At 63.6% G+C, this 17376-nt stretch carries 15 protein-coding genes and 3 pseudogenes; 15 read left to right on the forward strand and 3 right to left on the reverse strand.

What is annotated here, in order from left to right:
• Positions 1–8 precede the first annotated feature (8 nt).
• The 9 genes and pseudogenes from LG388_RS08585 to LG388_RS08625 form a co-directional block, all read left to right on the forward strand.
• Positions 9–800 carry an enoyl-CoA hydratase-related protein gene (locus LG388_RS08585; RefSeq protein ID WP_225782436.1) on the forward strand — a complete coding sequence of 264 codons (792 nt, stop codon included), beginning with the start codon at positions 9–11 and terminating at the stop codon, positions 798–800.
• Positions 797–3010: an acyl-CoA dehydrogenase family protein gene (locus tag LG388_RS08590; RefSeq protein WP_225782437.1), complete on the forward strand. Its 2214-nt coding sequence runs from the start codon at positions 797–799 to the stop codon at positions 3008–3010. The genes LG388_RS08585 and LG388_RS08590 overlap by 4 nt, the downstream gene beginning before the upstream one ends.
• Positions 3011–3056: 46 nt before the next feature.
• Positions 3057–4031, forward strand: coding sequence for a tripartite tricarboxylate transporter substrate binding protein (locus LG388_RS08595; RefSeq protein WP_225782438.1), 975 nt, complete (start codon positions 3057–3059; stop codon positions 4029–4031).
• A gap of 183 nt (positions 4032–4214) precedes the next feature.
• On the forward strand, positions 4215–4529 hold the full coding sequence (locus LG388_RS08600) for a hypothetical protein (protein WP_225782439.1): 315 nt from the start codon (positions 4215–4217) through the stop codon (positions 4527–4529).
• Between the two features lie 23 nt (positions 4530–4552).
• Positions 4553–5707 carry an MFS transporter gene (locus tag LG388_RS08605; protein WP_225782440.1) on the forward strand — a complete coding sequence of 385 codons (1155 nt, stop codon included), beginning with the start codon at positions 4553–4555 and terminating at the stop codon, positions 5705–5707.
• Positions 5708–5739: 32 nt separating this feature from the next.
• A complete protein-coding gene (locus LG388_RS08610; RefSeq protein ID WP_225782441.1) occupies positions 5740–7041 on the forward strand; it encodes a CaiB/BaiF CoA-transferase family protein in 1302 nt (433 codons plus the stop codon).
• Positions 7038–7538 (forward strand): MaoC family dehydratase, encoded by a 501-nt coding sequence (locus tag LG388_RS08615; protein WP_225782442.1) that lies wholly within the window; start codon positions 7038–7040, stop codon positions 7536–7538. The genes LG388_RS08610 and LG388_RS08615 overlap by 4 nt, the downstream gene beginning before the upstream one ends.
• Before the next feature lie 330 nt (positions 7539–7868).
• Positions 7869–8609: an SDR family oxidoreductase gene (locus LG388_RS08620; protein ID WP_225782443.1), complete on the forward strand. Its 741-nt coding sequence runs from the start codon at positions 7869–7871 to the stop codon at positions 8607–8609.
• Positions 8610–8727: 118 nt separating this feature from the next.
• A pseudogene (locus LG388_RS08625) lies at positions 8728–9099 on the forward strand (DUF4158 domain-containing protein); the annotation flags it as partial.
• A 144-nt stretch (positions 9100–9243) separates the two neighbouring features.
• Here the strand turns inward: LG388_RS08625 and LG388_RS08630 are convergent.
• Positions 9244–11433, reverse strand: a pseudogene (locus LG388_RS08630) (Tn3-like element IS1071 family transposase); the annotation flags it as partial.
• A gap of 42 nt (positions 11434–11475) precedes the next feature.
• Between LG388_RS08630 and LG388_RS08635 the strand changes: the two are divergent.
• Positions 11476–12213, forward strand: coding sequence for an IS6 family transposase (locus tag LG388_RS08635; protein WP_225782444.1), 738 nt, complete (start codon positions 11476–11478; stop codon positions 12211–12213).
• Between the two features lie 53 nt (positions 12214–12266).
• On the opposite strand, the pseudogene LG388_RS08640 reads toward LG388_RS08635, so the two are convergent.
• A pseudogene (locus LG388_RS08640) lies at positions 12267–12530 on the reverse strand (IS6 family transposase); the annotation flags it as partial.
• A 136-nt stretch (positions 12531–12666) separates the two neighbouring features.
• Here LG388_RS08640 and LG388_RS08645 point away from each other — a divergent pair.
• The 5 genes from LG388_RS08645 (at position 12667) to LG388_RS08665 (ending at position 16677) form a co-directional block, all read left to right on the forward strand.
• Positions 12667–13920, forward strand: a complete 1254-nt coding sequence (locus tag LG388_RS08645) for an aromatic ring-hydroxylating dioxygenase subunit alpha (protein ID WP_225782445.1) — start codon at positions 12667–12669, stop codon at positions 13918–13920.
• Entirely contained in the window at positions 13913–14386 is a 474-nt protein-coding gene (locus tag LG388_RS08650; protein WP_225782446.1) for a nuclear transport factor 2 family protein, read from the forward strand. The genes LG388_RS08645 and LG388_RS08650 overlap by 8 nt, the downstream gene beginning before the upstream one ends.
• Positions 14387–14397: 11 nt before the next feature.
• Positions 14398–14727 (forward strand): Rieske 2Fe-2S domain-containing protein, encoded by a 330-nt coding sequence (locus LG388_RS08655; protein ID WP_225782447.1) that lies wholly within the window; start codon positions 14398–14400, stop codon positions 14725–14727.
• Positions 14728–14838: 111 nt separating this feature from the next.
• A complete protein-coding gene (locus tag LG388_RS08660; protein WP_225782448.1) occupies positions 14839–15849 on the forward strand; it encodes a 2Fe-2S iron-sulfur cluster binding domain-containing protein in 1011 nt (336 codons plus the stop codon).
• A 30-nt stretch (positions 15850–15879) separates the two neighbouring features.
• Positions 15880–16677: an IclR family transcriptional regulator gene (locus LG388_RS08665; RefSeq protein WP_225782449.1), complete on the forward strand. Its 798-nt coding sequence runs from the start codon at positions 15880–15882 to the stop codon at positions 16675–16677.
• Positions 16678–16822: 145 nt separating this feature from the next.
• Here the strand turns inward: LG388_RS08665 and LG388_RS08670 are convergent, their stop codons facing one another.
• Positions 16823–17311, reverse strand: a complete 489-nt coding sequence (locus tag LG388_RS08670) for a hypothetical protein (RefSeq protein WP_225782450.1) — start codon at positions 17309–17311, stop codon at positions 16823–16825.
• Between the last annotated feature and the right edge of the window lie 65 nt (positions 17312–17376).

Raw genomic sequence — 17376 nt, forward strand, 5'->3', positions numbered from 1 at the left:
GACACACCATGGCCATCACGCAACGCGAGTTCTGCACCGTCGAGAAAGACGGACACCTCACCATCGTCACGATCAACCGTCCCGACGTGATGAACTCCACGCACTACGAGGCGGACCTCGAACTCGACCAGGTGTGGGACGAGTTCGCAGAGGACCCCGAGCAGTGGGTCGGCATCATCACCGGCGCGGGCGACCGCGCGTTCAGCACCGGCAACGACCTGAAGATGCACGCCAAGCGCGGCGTGCGGCAGATTCCCAAGGGCGGCTTCGCCGGCCTGACCACGCGATTCGACCTGGACAAGCCCGTCATCGCCGCGGTGAACGGCATCGCCATGGGCGGTGGCTTCGAGCTCGCGCTGGCGTGCGACCTCGTCATCGCGGCGGAGAACGCGTTCTTCGCCTTGTCCGAGCCGCGCGTGGGCCTGTCGGCACTCGCGGGGGGCGTGCAGTACCTGCCGCGCGCCATCGGCCTGCCGCGCGCCATGGGCATCCTGCTCACGGGGCGCCGCGTGCCGGCGAAAGAGGGCTACGAACTCGGCTTCGTCACCGCGGTGGCGCCGGCAGGCGGCGCGATGGAAGAGGCGCGCAAGTGGGCCGCGCAGATGCTGGAGTGCTCGCCGCTCGCGCTGCGCGCCACCAAGGAAGTCGCGCGCAAGACCATGCTGGGTGAGGACTTCGAGCGCAAGCTGGTGGACGCGCGCGAGTTCCCGGCGGCCAAGCGCCTGCGCACCAGCAACGACTACGTCGAAGGCCCGCGCGCCTTCGCCGAGAAGCGCAAGCCGAACTGGACCAACACATGAGCGAGGCCCTTCCCCTGGTGGAGAGCGAGGACCTCGTCCTCGTGCGCGATTCGGCGCGCGGCCTGCTGCAGGACGCCTGGCCCGCATCGCGCGCCGTCGCCGCTGCGAAGGACGCGGCCGCGCTGAAGGACATGTGGCGCAAGGCCGCGCTGCAGGGCTGGACTGCGCTCGCGCCGTCGCAGGACGAGATGGGACTTGCCGCGTCCATCGTGCTGATGCAGGAACTCGGCCGTGCGGCCTGCCCGCTGCCGCTGGCGGATGCGGTGCTCGCGAACGCGGTGCTCGCCCAGGCGCAGGGCGAGGCGGCCGCGCAACTGCTGGCAAGCGTGCAGTCGGGCGAGGCCATCGTCGCGTGGGCGGCCGATCCGCACGGCGGCAGGGTGACGGATGGGGCCACACTCGATGGCACCGTCTCCTTCGTCGAGCACGGCGCCATCGCCACGCACTTTCTCGTCGCGACCGGCAAAGGCGAAATCGCGATCGTGCCGCGCGAGGCCGCGGGGCTCGCGATCGATGCCACGCCCGGCCTGAACGTGCCGCCCCTGTCGCAGCTGCGCTTCACGCGGGTGGACACGTTCCAGCGCGTCACCACGTCGTTCGACGTCGGCACGCTCACGCCCCTGATGCGCCTGCTGCTTGCAGCACGCGCCACGGGTTCGGCGGGCTATGGCCTGGAGCTGCTGACCGACTACGCCAAGGTGCGCTCGCAGTTCGGCCACAAGATCGGCAGCTACCAGGCCATCCAGCACAAGCTCGCGAACTGCTTCACCAGCGTGGAGATCTGCCGGCTCGCGCTCGTCGCGGCGGGCCGTGCATCGCAGCACGAGCGCGCCTACAGCGCCGCCGTCGCGGCCGCGAATGCGGGCCAGCTGCTGCGCGACGTGGTGCGCGAACTGCATCACGGCTTCGGCGGCATTTCGTTCTGGGACGAGCACGAGCTGCCGCGCCACTTCCGCCGCATCCACGGCGACCTCACGCGGCTCGGTGGCGTGCAGCAGGCCCGGCGCGACGTCGCGGCCCTGCTGCTCGAACGCGGCGCCGTCCCCGACATGGCGCTCACGCCGGCGGCCGATGCCTTCCGCGCCGAGGTGCGCGAGTGGCTGGCGCACAACTGGGACCATGCCTATCCGCCCGAAACGTATGCGCTCCCGGTGAATCACCGCAAGGCGCGTCAGGACTTCAGCCGCAAGGTGGGCGCCAAGGGCTGGCTCGGCGTCAACTGGCCCAAGGCCTACGGCGGACAGGGACGCACGGCCTTCGAACATCTCGCCTTCGAGGAGGAGATGGCCTACGCGGAGGCGCCCGTCACCTTCCACAACACCTCGGCCAACATGATCGGCCCGACGCTCGTCATCCACGGCAGCGACGCGCAGAAGGCGTTCTTCCTGCCCGGCATCGCGCGCGGCGACATCTCGATCGCCCTCGGCTACAGCGAGCCGGACCACGGCTCCGACCTCGCGGGCATCAGAACATCCGCGAAGCGCACCGAGGACGGCGGCTGGGTGGTGAACGGTCAGAAGATATTCACGTCGACCGCCGGGTTCTCGCAATACGTGTGGCTGGCCGCGCGCACCGACCCGGCCAACCAGCGGCACGGCGGCATCAGCGTCTTCCTTGTGCCGCTGGACACGCCCGGCATCACGATCCAGCCCATGAGCGGCCTCAACGGCCACCGCGCGCACGTGGTGTTCTTCGATGACGTGAAGCTGCCCGCCGACGCGCTCGTCGGGCCGGAGAACGGCGGCTGGAAGCTCATCACCGATGCACTCGCCTTCGAGCGCGAGACGGTGGGCGCGATCGGCGCACGTGCGCGGGGTTACTTCGCCAAGCTGCTCGCGCACGTGAAGGCCGACGCTTCGCTGCGCAGCGACCCGCTGGTGCTCGACCGCATCGGCGGGCTGGGCGCGGAGATCGAGGCGTCGCGCCTGCTCGCCGTGCGCACCGCGCAGGTGGTGGAGCAGGGCGAGGTGCCGCTGTGGCAGGCCGCCATGCTGAAGGTGTACGCGAGCGAGCTGATGGAGCGCCTGTCCGAGACGGCGTTCGACCTGCTCGGCCCCGGCGCCACGCTCGCCGAGGGCGCGCAAGGCGCGCTGTGCGACAGCGTGTTCGAGTACGGCGTGCGCGATGCGCTGCTTTACACGATCGGTGGCGGCACCAACGAGATCCAGCGCACCCTGATCGCGCTGCGAGGGCTGGACCTGCCTCGTTGATCCGGCTGTTTCATTCCAACTAGATCCTCATCCTGGAGACTCTCTCATGCAAGGCTTCCGACGTTCCCTCTTGCTGGCGGCATCGCTGCTGGCGCTCGCGCCCCTCGCGCCTCTCGCCCACGCGCAAGGCTTCCCCACGAAGCCGATCAAGATCGTCATCACGTACGCGCCCGGCGGCACGGGTGACGTGATCGCGCGCACGCTTGCCACGTCGATGAGCGAGCTGCTCGGCCAGCCGGTGGTGGTGGAAAACAAGACCGGCGCTTTCGGCTCCATCGGCACCATGGCCGTGAAGCAGGCACCCCCTGACGGCCATACGCTGCTGGTGACGACCATCGGCACCGTCGTGCTGGCGCCGATGGTGACCAAGGACGCGAGCTTCGACCCGGTCAAGGGCCTCACGCCGATCGCCAACCTCGCAATGGCGCCAATGGTTCTGCTCGTGCACCAGAGCGTTCCCGCCAACGACTTCCCGGGCTTCGTCACGTGGGCGAAGCAGCAGGCCAAGGGCGTGGACATCGCCGTCGCCGGCCCTACGCCGGAGGTGGCGACCGCGCTGCTCGCGCAGCAGGCCAAGCTCAATCTCGTGACCGTGCCTTTCCGCGGCTACGGCCCCGCGCTGCAGTCGGTGCTGGCCGGCGACACCAAGGTCATCTTCATGATGCCGTCGGTGCAGATGATGGAGTTCATCAAGCAGGGCAAGCTCAAGGTGATCGGCGTGACGAGCGCGCAGCCCAGCCCCGCGGTGCCTGGCGCGGTGCCGCTCAACAAATTCGTGCCGGGCTATGTGCAGGACATCAACTTCGCGCTGTGGGCGCCGCCCGGCACGCCGGCCGACGTGGCCGCCAAGCTGACCGAGACCGTGCGCAAGGGCCTGTCGGCACCGGGCATGGCCGAGAAGTTCGTCGCGTTCTCCGTGCCGCTTGCAGTGGCCGGGCCCGATGAAGTGACCCGCATCACCACGCGCGAGTCGAACGACATCAAGAAGATCATGGAAACCGTGCCGATCAAGTTCGAGTGAGGTCGACCCACCCCCGAAGCGCCTGCGGCGCTACCCCCTCAAGGGGTCGCCCCCAGCGGACCGGCAAAGCCGGATCCGCGGCGGCACTGGAAACACGTAACGAAAGCCTCCTATGAACGTGCGTACCTTTCTCAAGACCATCATGGAAACGACAACCGTCAAGTTCGGGGAATGACGATGCAGATGAATCGACGCAACGCCCTGGCCGCCTTCGCGGCGGCTGCCGTTCCTGGCGCATGGGCGCAGGACCGCTATCCGAGCCGCCCCATCCGCATCATCGTGACGAACGCCGCCGGCGGCGCATCGGACATGATCGCGCGCATGATCGGCACGGGCCTGACCGCTGCACTGGGGCAGACCGTCACCGTCGAAGGCCTTGTGGAGCGCAAGTGGATCGAGGCTGGCGCCGGACTGGTGGAACTGTCGATGCAGTCACGCACGGAACGCGGCGTGACCGTGGGCCCGGGCCGCGTGGTCGTGGAATTGCCGCTGCCGTGACGACGCCATCGAACGCGGACAGGATGCCGCCCGTCCTGAAGGCACTGCTCTTCGGCAACTTCGCGATCGGCTGCGGCGTCAGCGGGCTGGCCGCGACACTGCCGGAGATCAGCAGCTCGCTCGGCGTGAGCGTCGCGCGCGCGGGTGGGCTCATCACCGCGTCGTCGCTCATGGTCGCCGTGGGCGCGCCGCTGTGCGCGGCGGTGGTCGCGGGCTGGGACCGCAGGCGCCTGCTCTCGTTCGCGGCGCTGTGGTTCGGCCTGCTGCACATCGTGGCCGCGGCCGTGCCGGGCATCGACTCGCTGATGGCGGTGCGCGTGATGGCCATGATCGCGCCCGCGATCTTCACGCCACAGGCCGCGTCCAGCGTGCCCATGCTCGTTCCGCCCGAGCTGCGTGCGCGGGCGATCACGTTCATCTTCCTCGGCTTCTCCAGCTCCGCGGTGCTGGGCGTGCCGCTGGCGGCCTGGATCGGCGGCACCTGGGGCTGGCGTGTCACCTTCGCCTTCATCGGCGCGATGGGCGTCATCAATGCCATCTGGATCTGGCGCACCATGCCCGACGGCGTGCGCGCGACGCGGCTGTCCGCGGCCGCCTGGAGCCGCACGCTGCGCTCACCGGCGCTCATGAGCACGCTGGCCGTCACGCTCACGTTCGGCACGGGGCAGTTCATCCTGTGGTCCTACATCGCGCCCTATCTCAAGGGGCAGGTGGGCTTTTCGACGGGGGAACTGAGCCTGGTGCTCATGTGGTTCGGCATGGTGGGCCTGGCCGGCAACGCGCTCATGTCGCGCACGGTCGACCGCACGGGGCCGGCAGCAGCCGTCATGACATCGCTGGCCCTGAGCGCGGTCACGCTGGCAGCATGGCCGCTCGCGACAGGCTTCGCGCTGGTCGCGGTCATCATCGCGCCGTGGGCGCTCGGCTACTACGCGTCCAACTCGGCGCAGCAGGCGCGGCTCGCGGGCATCGCGCCGCAGCTCGCGTCCGCATCCATCGCACTCAACACCTCCGCGATCTACGGCGGCCAGGCTGCCGGCAGCGCCATCGGCGCGGCGCTGATCGCACTTGGCCGCTGGGACGCGCTGCACTGGGCCGCGCTGGCCGCCATGCTCGTGGCCATGGCCGGGAGCGCGCTGGCAACGCGCCTTGCCCGCATGCATGCCCTGGCGGCCTGAACCAGCAAACCAAGACCTCGAACCACACGACCATGTACCCACGCCTGCAAGACTTTGCGAACGAATTCCCCACGGCGCCTGCGCGCAAGCCCGGTGCTCCCACGGCCCTCGGCGGCATCCGCGTGCTCGACTTCAGCCATTTCATCGCCGGCCCCTACGCCACGATGATGCTGGCCGACTTCGGCGCGGACGTGCTCAAGATCGAAACGCCCGGCAAGGGCGACGACCTCCGCCACTACCCGCCCGTGGATGCGCAGATGCCCGCACAGGGGTCGTCGTTCTTCTTCGCCAACCGCAACAAGCGCAGCATCGCGCTGGACCTCAAGAACCCGCGCGCCCTGGACGTGGTGAAGGAACTGGTCGCAAAGAGCGACGTGCTCGTGGAGAACTTCTCCACCGGCGTGATGCAGCGCTTCGGGCTCGACTGGGAGACCTGCCGCGCGATCAACCCGCGGCTCGTGTACTGCTCGGTGCCCGCGTACAGCCGCGACGGCGAGTTCGCCGACCGGACGGGGTTCGACCCGATCGTGCAGGCCGAAAGCGGCTTCATCTCGATGAACGGCTACGCCGACCGCGAAGGCGTGCGCGCGCTGTCCCCGGTGATGGACATGGGCACCTCGCTCATGGTGTGCAACACCGTGCTGGCGGCGCTGATGGCGCGGCACCACACGGGCGCGGGCCAGTATTGCGAGGTGGCGCTCTTCGACAGCGCCATCGCCATGACGGCCCACGCGCCCATGCAGTACCTGTTCGCCGGCATGGAGCCGAAGCGCAACGGCAACACCAGCCCCGACACGTCGCCCTCCGGCGTGTTCCGCGCGTCGGACGTCGCGTTCTACGTGAACAGCGGCAACGACAAGATCTTCCAGCGGCTCACCGTGGCCATCGGCATGCCGCAGCTCGCGACCGACCCGCGCTTCGAAGGGCGCGCCGGCCGCATGGCGAACCGCGACGCGATCTTCGCCATCCTGATCGACGCATTCGCGAAGCAGCCCTGGGCGCACTGGCGCGCGAAGTTCCGCGAGCTCGCCATCCCGAGCGGCGAAGTGCGCACGCTCGCGCAGGCGCTGCACTCGCCCGAGGCCGCCGCGCGCGGGCTCGTCACGCGCATCCCGCACCCCGTGGCAGGGTGGGTGCCCAATCTCACGCCGCCCGCGCGCCTGTCGGACACGCCGGTGGTCGACCCCGTCGCGGCGCCCGCGCTCGGCGCGCACACGCACGAGGTGCTGCGCGACCTGCTCGGCATGGACGACGCACGCCTGGCTGAACTCGCCGCCGCCGGCGTCTTCGGCGCGCAGGGCGCAACGCAACGCAAACAGGAGGCCCTTGCATGAACGACGCCGTCGACTCGATCGGGAAACTCGCCCACGCGCTGACCGAAGCGCCCATCACGGACATCGTGGCGGGCGTCGGTGGCGAACCCGTGCACTCGCGCTGGATCGCGATCGACCAGGCCATGATCGACCGCTTCGCCACGCTCACCAACGACCACAACTGGCTGCATGTGGACCCCGAGCGCGCGGCGAAGTCGCCGGTGGGCAGCACGATCGCGCATGGCTTCCTCACGCTGTCGCTGATCCCGACGATGGCCTACGAGGTGCTGCCTCGCGTGCAGGAGTCCACCATGGGCATGAACTACGGCCTGAACAAGGTGCGCTTCGTCGCGCCCGTGCGCGTGGGCAGCCGCGTGCGCGGCGCCTTCGTGCTGGCGAGCGCAAAGACGAAGGAAGACGGCAGCCGCACGGAACTCGTCTACGACATCACGGTGGAGATCGACGGCGAGGACAAGCCCGCGCTGATCGCGCAGTGGATCCGGGTGGCGATGTTCTAGCAAGCAGGGCGAACGCCCCGCGGCGGCGGGCGGGGCCTGCCAAAGACGCGGGCGTTGCTCCATCACCAAGGGCGTGGGCATGCAGCAGTGCAATGGTGGTCAGGAAGCGCCTGTTCACTCGTAGCGAATCTCCGCCGGACCTGTCGACGATCTTGCCGTCCCTAGAGAGCGCCGAGGCCGCGGTCGATGTCTCGCGCCCTGGATCCGCGCTGCGCCCGGGCAGGGTGCCCGAGTGACGGCGGCTCACGGCGCATGACAAATCGTCGCTCGGGCGCGGCGCATCCCGCACCGCAGAATCCAGCATCGCATGCAGGATCAAGGATGAGAACAATGACATCGCAGAGTTCGCCCGTGCCGCGCCTGGAGGCCTTCGCGCCGGGCGCGGCCCTCGTCACGGGCGCGGCTGGCGGCATCGGCCTCGCCCTCTCGCGCGCCCTGGCGCAGGCCGGCATGGCGGTCGCCATGGCCGACATCGACGAGGATAGCTTGGGTGCGCGGGCGCAGGAACTCCAGTCGCATGGCCACCGCGTGCTCGCGCTGCGGCTGGACGTGACGGACCGCGCAGCCTGGGAGCAGGCGGCCGACCGCGTCGAGGAAGACCTGGGCCCGCTGCACGTGCTGTGCAACAACGCGGGGCTGAGCGCGCTTGGCATGACCGTGGCAGACATGGATGACGCCTACTGGGACCTCACCATGCGCGTGAACCTCGACAGCGTGTTCGCCGGTAGCCGCGTCGCCGCGCGCCGCATGGCCGCGCGCGGGCGCGGGCATCTCGTCAACACGGCCTCCATTTCCGCGCTGGGCTTGTGCTCGGCCGGCACGGCGGCCTATGCAGCCAGCAAGTACGCCGTGATGGGCCTGTCGGAAGTGCTGCGGCAGGAACTCGCGCCGCAAGGCGTGGGTGTGAGCGTGCTCTGCCCGGGGCCGGTGCGCACGAATCTCTGGAAAAGCACGCGCCGGCTGCGCGGACTGCCCGAGCTCGACATGCCGCCGGCCGACTCGCTGCGCGGCTCGGCCTCGCCGACGGCCCTGGATCCGGATCTCGGGGTCTCCTCGTTTTCAGTGCAATAAGTGACGGTACGCAAAGCTAGCACTGGCGCGGGGGTGGTCTGGGTAGACCGTTGATTTCATTGACTTTCCTGTTCGCTTTGTAAACGGGTATGGTGGCCTCCCACTTTTGAGGTTCACGATGCAGGGTTGGCACACAACGTTTTTGGGGATGCGTGGGCTCCCCCGCGATATCAGCGACTTCGAGATGAAGGCATTTTTCACCTTCGATGGTGCCGAGCGCGACGCAATCAATGCACGCCGAGGTGATTCCCACAAGCTTGGTCTGGCGCTCCATATTGGTTTCCTGCGCATGAGTGGGCGTTTGCTCGGTGCCTTTCGGGTAATTCCAGTAGCCTTGTGGCGCCACCTTGGCAACGAGCTTGGCATTGCAGCACCAGAAGTCGCCTCGCTGAGAGCCATGTATGAACGCGGGCGCACGCTATTCGATCACCAACAAGTAGCCTGCACGGTCCTTGGATTCCAGTGGATGAGCGAGCACCAGCGCCGCTCACGGGGTCTCCTCGTTTTCAGTGCAATAAGTGACGGTACGAAAAGCTAGCACTGGCGCGGAGGTGGTGTTGGTAGATCGTTGATTTCATTGACTTTCCTGTTCACTTTCAAATCTGCGATTCGTGGCGTCAAACCGTGGTCGGTTTCATCCATTGGTGCCAGTTATCGATGCATTTGGCCGCGAAGGCAGGATTTGGTCAGCATAGCGGTCAACCGGGAAGCGAAACACACCCCGCAAGTTGATGCTCTCCAGCCTGGTGGGCGCAATCTTCCCGATCAGTTCCGGTGGAATGACCTGGCGGCGGTTCGACCAGCGATCCAGGACCGCCTGCATCTGTGAGGTATTCCACGCCATCACGATGTTGGCCATCAGGCTCAACGCATCGGCCACAGCCTGCATTTCATCGACACGTTTGGCCTGCGCCGGGCTGATCCGGCCGGTATAAATGGCGCGCTTGAGGGCGTTAACAGCCTCGCCCCGATTGAGCACCCGGCGCAACTCGTTCCTGAAAGCGTCCTTGACAAAGTAGTCAGCCAAAAACGCCGTACGCAGCAACCGCCCCAATTGCACGCCAGCCTCATAGATTGGATCGCCCTGGGCGGCAGAACCGAACCGCGCAAGAGCTGCCACCGCACTGGCATGTCCGCTCATGACCGAGGCTGCCAGGTGCACCAGACTATCCCAATGCTTTTCGATCAAAGCGACGTCGACATTGGCTTCGCACACCGCAGCGATTTCTGCGGGCACTTTGGTGCCGCGTGGCACAAAGAGGTGGCGCTGTTTGAGTTCCTTCAACCGCGGGCAAAGATCAAAACCAAGCAAACGGGCATGTGACATGGCAAAGTCGGTGTAGCCATGGGTATCCACAGCAAGCTGGCTGGTCTCCAGCTTTTCTTGGCGGATGACACCTTCAATGGCCACGCCCGCCTGGCGCTCATTGAGCACAAAGGGCTGCGCATGGAAGATGCCCCACCGGTCTTTTACATGGGAGTAGATTCCAATGGAAGGTGTGTTGCGCCGAGGATCAAGCCGGGCTTGCCACACCCGTTTGGTGGTCTCCATGCTCATCATGTCAGAAGATGCCAAATCGGACCGCCCCCAGGTGGCGGCAATCGGGTGTCGCTGCATGAATTCCAGCACAGCCTGGCAGGCCTGGCTCAGACGCCGTTCGTCCCGCGCCCAGCGCATGGCCTGGCGAATGCTGGTGGCAGACAATTGCGGAATCATGCGCGCGCATTCGACCGCAGTCAGACTGGTGCCGTGGGCCATGATGCCGGCATAGACCATCAGCAGCTCGTCGGTAGAGCGCGGCTCACGTCCGAGCATGATCCAGCTAAAGCGCACCTGGGCGTCAACGGCCAGAATCACTTCCGGCAATTGAACCTCACCGATGCGGTGATCCAAAGCCGCGCGCAGCTTGGTCACTTCTGGGTCTTCGTCCTCTGCGGGCAATGGCGACAAATGGAGTTCATCATCCACGCGCAGTACGCCACTGCGGGCTGCAGCGGCCACCGCATCGACACCGGCAGTTACTCTGGCCAGCAAAGGCTTCAAGAAAGTGGCAGCCTTGCTGGGTAACGATAGACGGGCATAGTGTTTCTTGGACTCTGCCTGCCAACGCTCGTCCGTGAAGAACAAGCGCGCACGACCCCGAAAGCTCAGGCTGTGCTCAATCCAGACCGAGCCATTGCGCACCGCGCGGCGCAGTGCAAACAGGGTGGCCACCTCCAACGCCTGAAACGCCCGTTCCCGGTCTGGGCTGGCGATCGAAACCTGCCAGAGCATTCCCAGACTTGGTGCCACCACTTCAACTGGCAGATTTCTGGATCCTTTGAGATATAAAGCTTGCAGCTTGGCAAGGTACTCGATGGCAGGATGCTCGCCGGTGGCCTGCCAGGGCAGCTTTGCAATGGCGACGAGCAACGACCGCACGGGGCGAATTCCATCAATCAATCCCTCGCGGACCAGGGAGGCCCTGCTCGGTGGTTTGCGTTTCTGGGTTTCGGTGATCAAGGCTTCAAGACGGGCACGCAACTCAGCATCTGGCACCGCACCTTGCGCGCTCAAGGCAACAAGTTCGCCGAGCAGCGTTTTGTACATTGCGGCCCAATTGACGGTAGCGGGGACATCGGCGGCAGCCTGACGCCACAGATCGGCGATCCGGCGCTGCACCATAAGGATCAACTGGTCTGTGGTGGTGAACAGGCAATACCGAAGAAAGCATGCGACCTCCACGGTGCGCGCTGGCTCTTTGATCTTGGCTCCGGCTGAGGGCGGCCTGGAGACAAGTCGGCGCGCGTAGCGGCGCAAGATGAGATCGGGGATGTCTGCCAGGGGCATTGTCACGGTAACGATTGAAGCTGGTAAAGTCGATCGATGCAGACATCCAAGCCCCTTTACCACCGCCATCGTTTTCCAGACGCCGTCATCAGTCGCGCGGTGCGCTGGTATTTCCGATTTCAGTTGAGCTTGAGGGATATCGAAGAGCTGCTCTTCGAGCGCGGCGTGGTCGTCAGCTACGAAACGATCCGGCGGTGGTGTGACAAGTTCGGCGCGCACTTTACCCATCGGGTAAAGCAGGCCAGGCCTGCTCCCGGCGCAACGTGGCATCTCGACGAGGTCTTCGTCAATGTCGGCGGTGAGCCTTATCTGCTGTGGCGCGCCATCGACCAGCATGGTGCTGAGCTCGATATCCTGCTGCAGAAACGCCGCGACAAGGCGGCAGCCAAGCGCTTCTTCCAGCGTCTGCTGGCCCAATATCCAAATGGCCCGCGTAAGATCGTCACCGACCAGCTACGCAGCTATCCGGCGGCGAAAGTCGAGATTCCCGAACTGGCTGACGTCAAGCATGTGTTCGTCAAAGCTGCAGCCCGGGTCAACAACCGGGCCGAGAATAGTCATCAGCCAACACGCGAACGCGAACGGCGCATGAAAGGCTTTCGCTCGCCAGGACGAACGCAAACATTCCTGTCCAGCTTCGGACCGATCCGACAGCATTTCGCCATCAAGCGCCACCAACTCGGCGCTGTGCGCTATCGTAATCAACTCGCCAGACGCTTCGCTATCTGGCATCTCGTCACTGGCGTTACCCAAAATCCGTCTACCGCAGTCTGAGCACCATTTCACCAGCTCTCACTTCGCCAATACGGCGTTAAGTTGACAAGGCCCTTCACATATGTCTCGTCGACGCGCCAAGCGGAGCCGGCTGCAGTGGCATACCGGTTCCAGCGTTTCTCGAACTCGGGAACGAAGCGCTGCACCCAACGCAGGATGGTTGTATGCGCGACAGTCAAACCGCGCTCGGCCATCATTTCCACCAGATCGCGCGATGAAAGCTTGAAGCGCAAGTACCAGCGCACACACAGAATGATGATCTCCCGCTCAAAGTGTCTGCCCTTGAACAGCTCTTCGATGGTCTTGCGCTTGGCCATGTCAGTCAAATCGACCGATTCTAACCGATGCCGCTATTTGCACCACAACCGTCGTGTGGTGGTTGACAGCTTGAGGTACACATGCCATCATTTATTATAAATAAATGATGTTTATTATACCTAAACGGAGAACGCAATGGATCATGTGGAGAACGCAATGGATCATGTCAGTCCCTGGGCTACTGCCCCTAAGCTTCCGTCTACGCACTATGTAGATAACCGAATCTATACGGATCCGGTGATTTTCGAGGAAGAGCGAGAGAAAATCCTGGCTGCAACGTGGCGGCTTGTCTGTCACGAATCGGAACTGCCAGAACCCGGCGACTACCGGGCGAAGGAAATCGCCGGGGTACCGGTTGTCATCCTGCGCAGCGAGGACCGGTCGATTATGGCGTTCTTTAACGTTTGCCCACACCGGGGCGCGCGCCTAGTGCGCGACGAGCGTGGAAATGCGAAGAAGGGCCTGCAGTGCCTTTATCATCTATGGACGTTTGCGCTCGACGGTAAGTGCACAAGCATCACCCGAAGCAAGGGATATGACGGCTGCAGTCTGAAAAAAGACGACGTTGGACTGCGCTCTGTCCGAACGGAAATCTTCTGCGGCATGGTGTTCGTTTGCCTGAAGGACGACGTGCCACCACTCGAGCAATTCTTGGGTGGTATGGCGGACCATATGAAGACCCACCTTGGCCAGGAAGAGCTTGAGGTATTCCATTACCATCGCGCGATCATCAATACGAACTGGAAGCTCTTCGTAGACAACAACTCCGAGCTCTATCATGAATTCCTGCATGTGCTGAACCGGCGCACCGCCGTCGCACACAAGAGCTATCACGAACGCAATTGGTTGCTTTACCAGAATTCCCACAACATCATTGAGCAGGGTGTAATTCACTACGACAGTTACGGGCTGGGGGAGCGGAGCGAGGGCGCATTGCCGGGAATGCAGCCGAACGGCATGGTCGTCATGCTGCTGTTTCCTGACGTGATGCTCAATATTCGCGCGACCGTGATGCGTATAGACACAATGACGCCACTCGCACCCGGCAAGACCCTCGTCGAATGGCGCGGCGTAGGGCTCAAGTCCGATACACCGGACGTCCGCGCAATGCGGATCCAGCACCACAATGAGGTATGGGGACCGGCCGGTCGCAATCTCCCAGAGGATATCGCCGCCGTCGAAACGCAGTGGGAGACCATGGTCCAGGGTGGATCGCGATACAGCCTCTTTGCCAGGGAAGAAGGGCTGAAACCGCAGGACGATGCCAACCTCCGCGCCTTCTATCAGGAATGGGGTCGGTGCCTTGGACGCGCGCCGAATGATCCGTTCAGGCACGGTAATGTGGATACCGATGTTTCTCATTCAATAAAGGAGATCACCAATGTCTGACGTCGCAAGCCAACTCTTCGAGCGTGAAGCGATACGCGAGCTGATTGCGCGCGTGGGGCGGCTGCTTGACACTAAGGATTTTGCTGCCGTCATCGCTTCCTTTGCAGAACCGGGGAGCTATGTGTTGCGCGCATACAGTCCCGAGATTGGCAAGGAAATGATTTGGATGTCGGTTAAACGCGCCGAGCTTCTACGCCTGTTGAAGGAGTCGGCGGAACATGTGCATGACCTGGCCGACCGGACGCATCAGATCACTGTGGATCAAATCAGCCTCGAAAAAGGCGAGGCATTGGCGCGGTCGACCTTTTCAGTGTTCCGTACTGACATGAAGGGACAGAGCGACCTGTTCGCCGTGGGCCACTATGAGGATCGGCTCGTGAAAAACGGAGACACCTGGCTCATCGACAGCCGGACAGTACGGCTCCATACGCGCATGTTCACAGTGCCAACCCCCTTGCCGCTTTAACGAGATAACTGATGAATACGCAACCGATCAAGCTATGTGCCAGGACCGACATTCCGGAGGGTGAGATGATCGAAATGTCCGTCCCGGGCACTGACAACAGCCTGCTCTTGGTCTCTACCAAAGGAGCAATCCGTGCCTTCCAGAACAAGTGTCCACATATGGACATCCCGCTTTGCCAAGGCGCCTTTGATGGTGAAGTAATCACTTGTACAGAACATCTTTGGCAGTTCGACGCACAGACGGGCGCCGGGATTGAACCCGAGGACGCAAAACTGCAACAGTATCCTGTGAGCGTCATCGGCGACGAGGTGTTCGTCGAACTCCCGGAAGCGGCCGAGTAATTGCCTGGTCTTGCCGGATAGAACCAGCAAGACCAGGCAATAAAGGCGGATATCGCCCATTTCTTTCCGCACTAGTGGAATCCTCATCACCAACTGCCGGACTCTCGACTAATGACCATGCCTCATCGAATCCATTTTGACGCCGCCAACGGCTTCGACGCTGCAACGGACGAACCGCTCCTGATTTCAGGCCTGCGGGCAGGCTATGCGCTTCCGTATGAATGCGCGACAGGAACTTGTGGCTCATGCCGTACCCAGATCATTGAAGGTGCTGTCGTCGTCCGCTGGCCGGATGCGCCCGGGCTGCCCGAGACAAAGCGCCAAGAGGGCCATGTGCTCCTGTGCCAGGCATTACCACAGAGTGACTGTAGATTGCCGGACGCGTTATGTAAATCGCGGGACGCGAGTCTACCCCCGGTCCGCATCGTGAAGGGCCGGGCAAGCGCGGAAACTGAGACGAGCGATATCGCACGCGTGATGGTTCAACTCGACGAGCCGATTACTTTCCTCGCCGGCCAATACGCATTGTTTGAAGTGCCCGGCGTCACAGGATATCGCGCCTACTCGATGGCAAACACCGGCAATACGCTGACCTCCACTCTCGAGTTCTATATCCGCCGCGTCCCGGGTGGCGTGTCATCGCCAATTCTGGTCGGGGCGCGCGACATCCCCTTGCGCCTGGTGGTGCCGGTGGGTCACGCATTCATCGATGCGACCGCACAGCGCGATATACTCTGCGTCGCCGGCGGTACCGGCCTCGCGCCTATCCTGTCGATTGCGCGCGATGCGCTATCCCGCGGCCTGCTTCGCAAGCAGCGTCTGGATATTTTTATCGGAGTAAGGACGCCCGCCGACATTTTCGCGACCGCGTCCCTCCAAGAGCTCATTGAGGCGGCTGGAGGGGCGGTGCGAGTTACCTGGGCCATTTCGGAAGCGGGCGAGTTCGCGGATTGGAAAGGCGAACGCGGCTATGTACATGAGGTGGTCGCCCGCAGTGCGGGAGACCTTTCTGCGCGCCAGGTCTATATGGGGGGGCCGCCCGCCATGATTGATGCCATGGTACGTTTGCTGCTCAAGTCACGGGTTAAGCGATCCCAGATTCGCTTCGACAAATTCGCTTAATCCTCACGGATCAGATGATGGGACAAGCATATGGAACAGGACAGCAAGGGCCAGGCAAAGGGCGCCCTCATGAAGTCGCTTGACAATGCATTGACGCTTCTTGAGCAATTTACCCCCGAGGCGCCGGCATTCGGGATCACGGAGCTCGCGACAAGGCTCGGCCTCAACAAAGCGACCGTTTTCAATATGCTCAAGACACTTGAAGCACACAGCCTGGTCGAGCAGCTTTCCGACACCAAGAAATATACCCTTGGTCACGGCATCATCGTGCTTGCGGGCACCAAACTGGCCCAAAGCGAGCTGTCCCATGTGGCAAGACCTCATCTGGCCCGGCTTTCCCATGAGACAAACGAAACAACCCATTTGGCGATCCTCCATCGCAACGAACTGCTCTACCTCGAAAAGATCGAGAGCAGCCAGCCGGTGCGCGTGGCGGCGCGCATAGGAGGAAGGGCGCCGCTGCATTGCACGGCAAACGGAAAGGTCCTGCTCGCCTTTCAGCCTAATGAAGTGATCGAAGAAGCGCTGCGCGCGCCCCGAGCCCGATACACGGAAAATACGATCGTCGACCCGGCCGTGCTTCGCAGTCAGCTTGCCGAGATCCGACAAGCCGGCTACTGCATCGAACGGGAAGAATTCATTGCCGACATCCGGGGCATCGCGGCGCCGGTCTTCGACTTCAACGGCACGGTTATTGCGGCAATTGCCGTCGTCGGACCGTCCGCACGGATTACAGAAGGGCAGATCGAAGCGCTTGTGCCACTCACCTTGCGAACAGCAGAATCGATTTCCCGTAGCCTTGGCCATAAACCGTATAAAGACGCTTGAAAGCGGATCTCGGACAGGACCTGCGTCACCGGCAGAGTCAGACCACGCGATTGATGGCGGCGACTTGCATCAGTCCCGTTTCGCTGGAGATGCCGGGGATTGCGCCGGCAGCCGCGCGTGAGTGTCGTGACTACCGGCATTCTGTTTATTTCATTAAGGCTTTAGCTTCTTCGAGCAGTTTTTTCCCGTCATAGCCTTTAGCAGTCACGTCCTTCACCCATTCGGCCACGACACCTTCAGAAGCCGCTTGCCAGCGTTGAACTTCCGCAGCCGGCACTGTGTAGAAGATATTCTTGCGATCCGCGGCGATCTTGCGTCCGGGCAGCCCGGACTCGGCGAACACCCTTCCTACCCAAGCCGACGCCTCGGGCCCGCTGTTTGCGTCGATAACCTTTTTCAAGTCGGGCGGCAGGCTGTTATACTTGGCCGGGTTCATTGCAAAGATGAATACCGAGTTTGAGATCTGGCCCGACGATGGATCCAGTTCGGTGTGGAACTGTGCGATTTCCTCCAACTTCAACGCGGGCGAAACTTCCCATGGGATCAACGCGCCATCAATCACTCCTTTGGCCAGTGATTCGGGGGTCTGCGGCAGCGGCATTGGCACTGGTGTCGCCCCGAGCGCTGTGAGCATCTTGGTTGTTGATTCATCAGCACAACTGAGCCAGTGATCACGTTGAATATTGAGCCACTGGGTTG

Origin of the sequence: Xenophilus sp. Marseille-Q4582, assembly GCF_916700565.1 — a bacterium.
In the GTDB taxonomy this organism is placed as follows: Bacteria; Pseudomonadota; Gammaproteobacteria; order Burkholderiales; family Burkholderiaceae_C; genus Xenophilus.

Excerpts from the sequence above, each read along its gene's own strand:
- LG388_RS08635 (WP_225782444.1), top strand. The coding sequence starts at position 11,476 with ATGCAGACATCCAAGCCCCTTTACCACCGCCATCGTTTTCCAGACGCC.
- LG388_RS08650 (WP_225782446.1), top strand. The coding sequence starts at position 13,913 with ATGTCTGACGTCGCAAGCCAACTCTTCGAGCGTGAAGCGATACGCGAG.
- LG388_RS08615 (WP_225782442.1), top strand. The coding sequence starts at position 7,038 with ATGAACGACGCCGTCGACTCGATCGGGAAACTCGCCCACGCGCTGACC.
- LG388_RS08670 (WP_225782450.1), bottom strand. The coding sequence starts at position 17,311 with ATGCTCACAGCGCTCGGGGCGACACCAGTGCCAATGCCGCTGCCGCAG.
- LG388_RS08620 (WP_225782443.1), top strand. The coding sequence starts at position 7,869 with ATGACATCGCAGAGTTCGCCCGTGCCGCGCCTGGAGGCCTTCGCGCCG.
- LG388_RS08660 (WP_225782448.1), top strand. The coding sequence starts at position 14,839 with ATGACCATGCCTCATCGAATCCATTTTGACGCCGCCAACGGCTTCGAC.
- LG388_RS08655 (WP_225782447.1), top strand. The coding sequence starts at position 14,398 with ATGAATACGCAACCGATCAAGCTATGTGCCAGGACCGACATTCCGGAG.
- LG388_RS08665 (WP_225782449.1), top strand. The coding sequence starts at position 15,880 with ATGGAACAGGACAGCAAGGGCCAGGCAAAGGGCGCCCTCATGAAGTCG.
- LG388_RS08590 (WP_225782437.1), top strand. The coding sequence starts at position 797 with ATGAGCGAGGCCCTTCCCCTGGTGGAGAGCGAGGACCTCGTCCTCGTG.
- LG388_RS08645 (WP_225782445.1), top strand. The coding sequence starts at position 12,667 with ATGGATCATGTGGAGAACGCAATGGATCATGTCAGTCCCTGGGCTACT.
- LG388_RS08595 (WP_225782438.1), top strand. The coding sequence starts at position 3,057 with ATGCAAGGCTTCCGACGTTCCCTCTTGCTGGCGGCATCGCTGCTGGCG.
- LG388_RS08600 (WP_225782439.1), top strand. The coding sequence starts at position 4,215 with ATGAATCGACGCAACGCCCTGGCCGCCTTCGCGGCGGCTGCCGTTCCT.
- LG388_RS08585 (WP_225782436.1), top strand. The coding sequence starts at position 9 with ATGGCCATCACGCAACGCGAGTTCTGCACCGTCGAGAAAGACGGACAC.
- LG388_RS08610 (WP_225782441.1), top strand. The coding sequence starts at position 5,740 with ATGTACCCACGCCTGCAAGACTTTGCGAACGAATTCCCCACGGCGCCT.
- LG388_RS08605 (WP_225782440.1), top strand. The coding sequence starts at position 4,553 with ATGCCGCCCGTCCTGAAGGCACTGCTCTTCGGCAACTTCGCGATCGGC.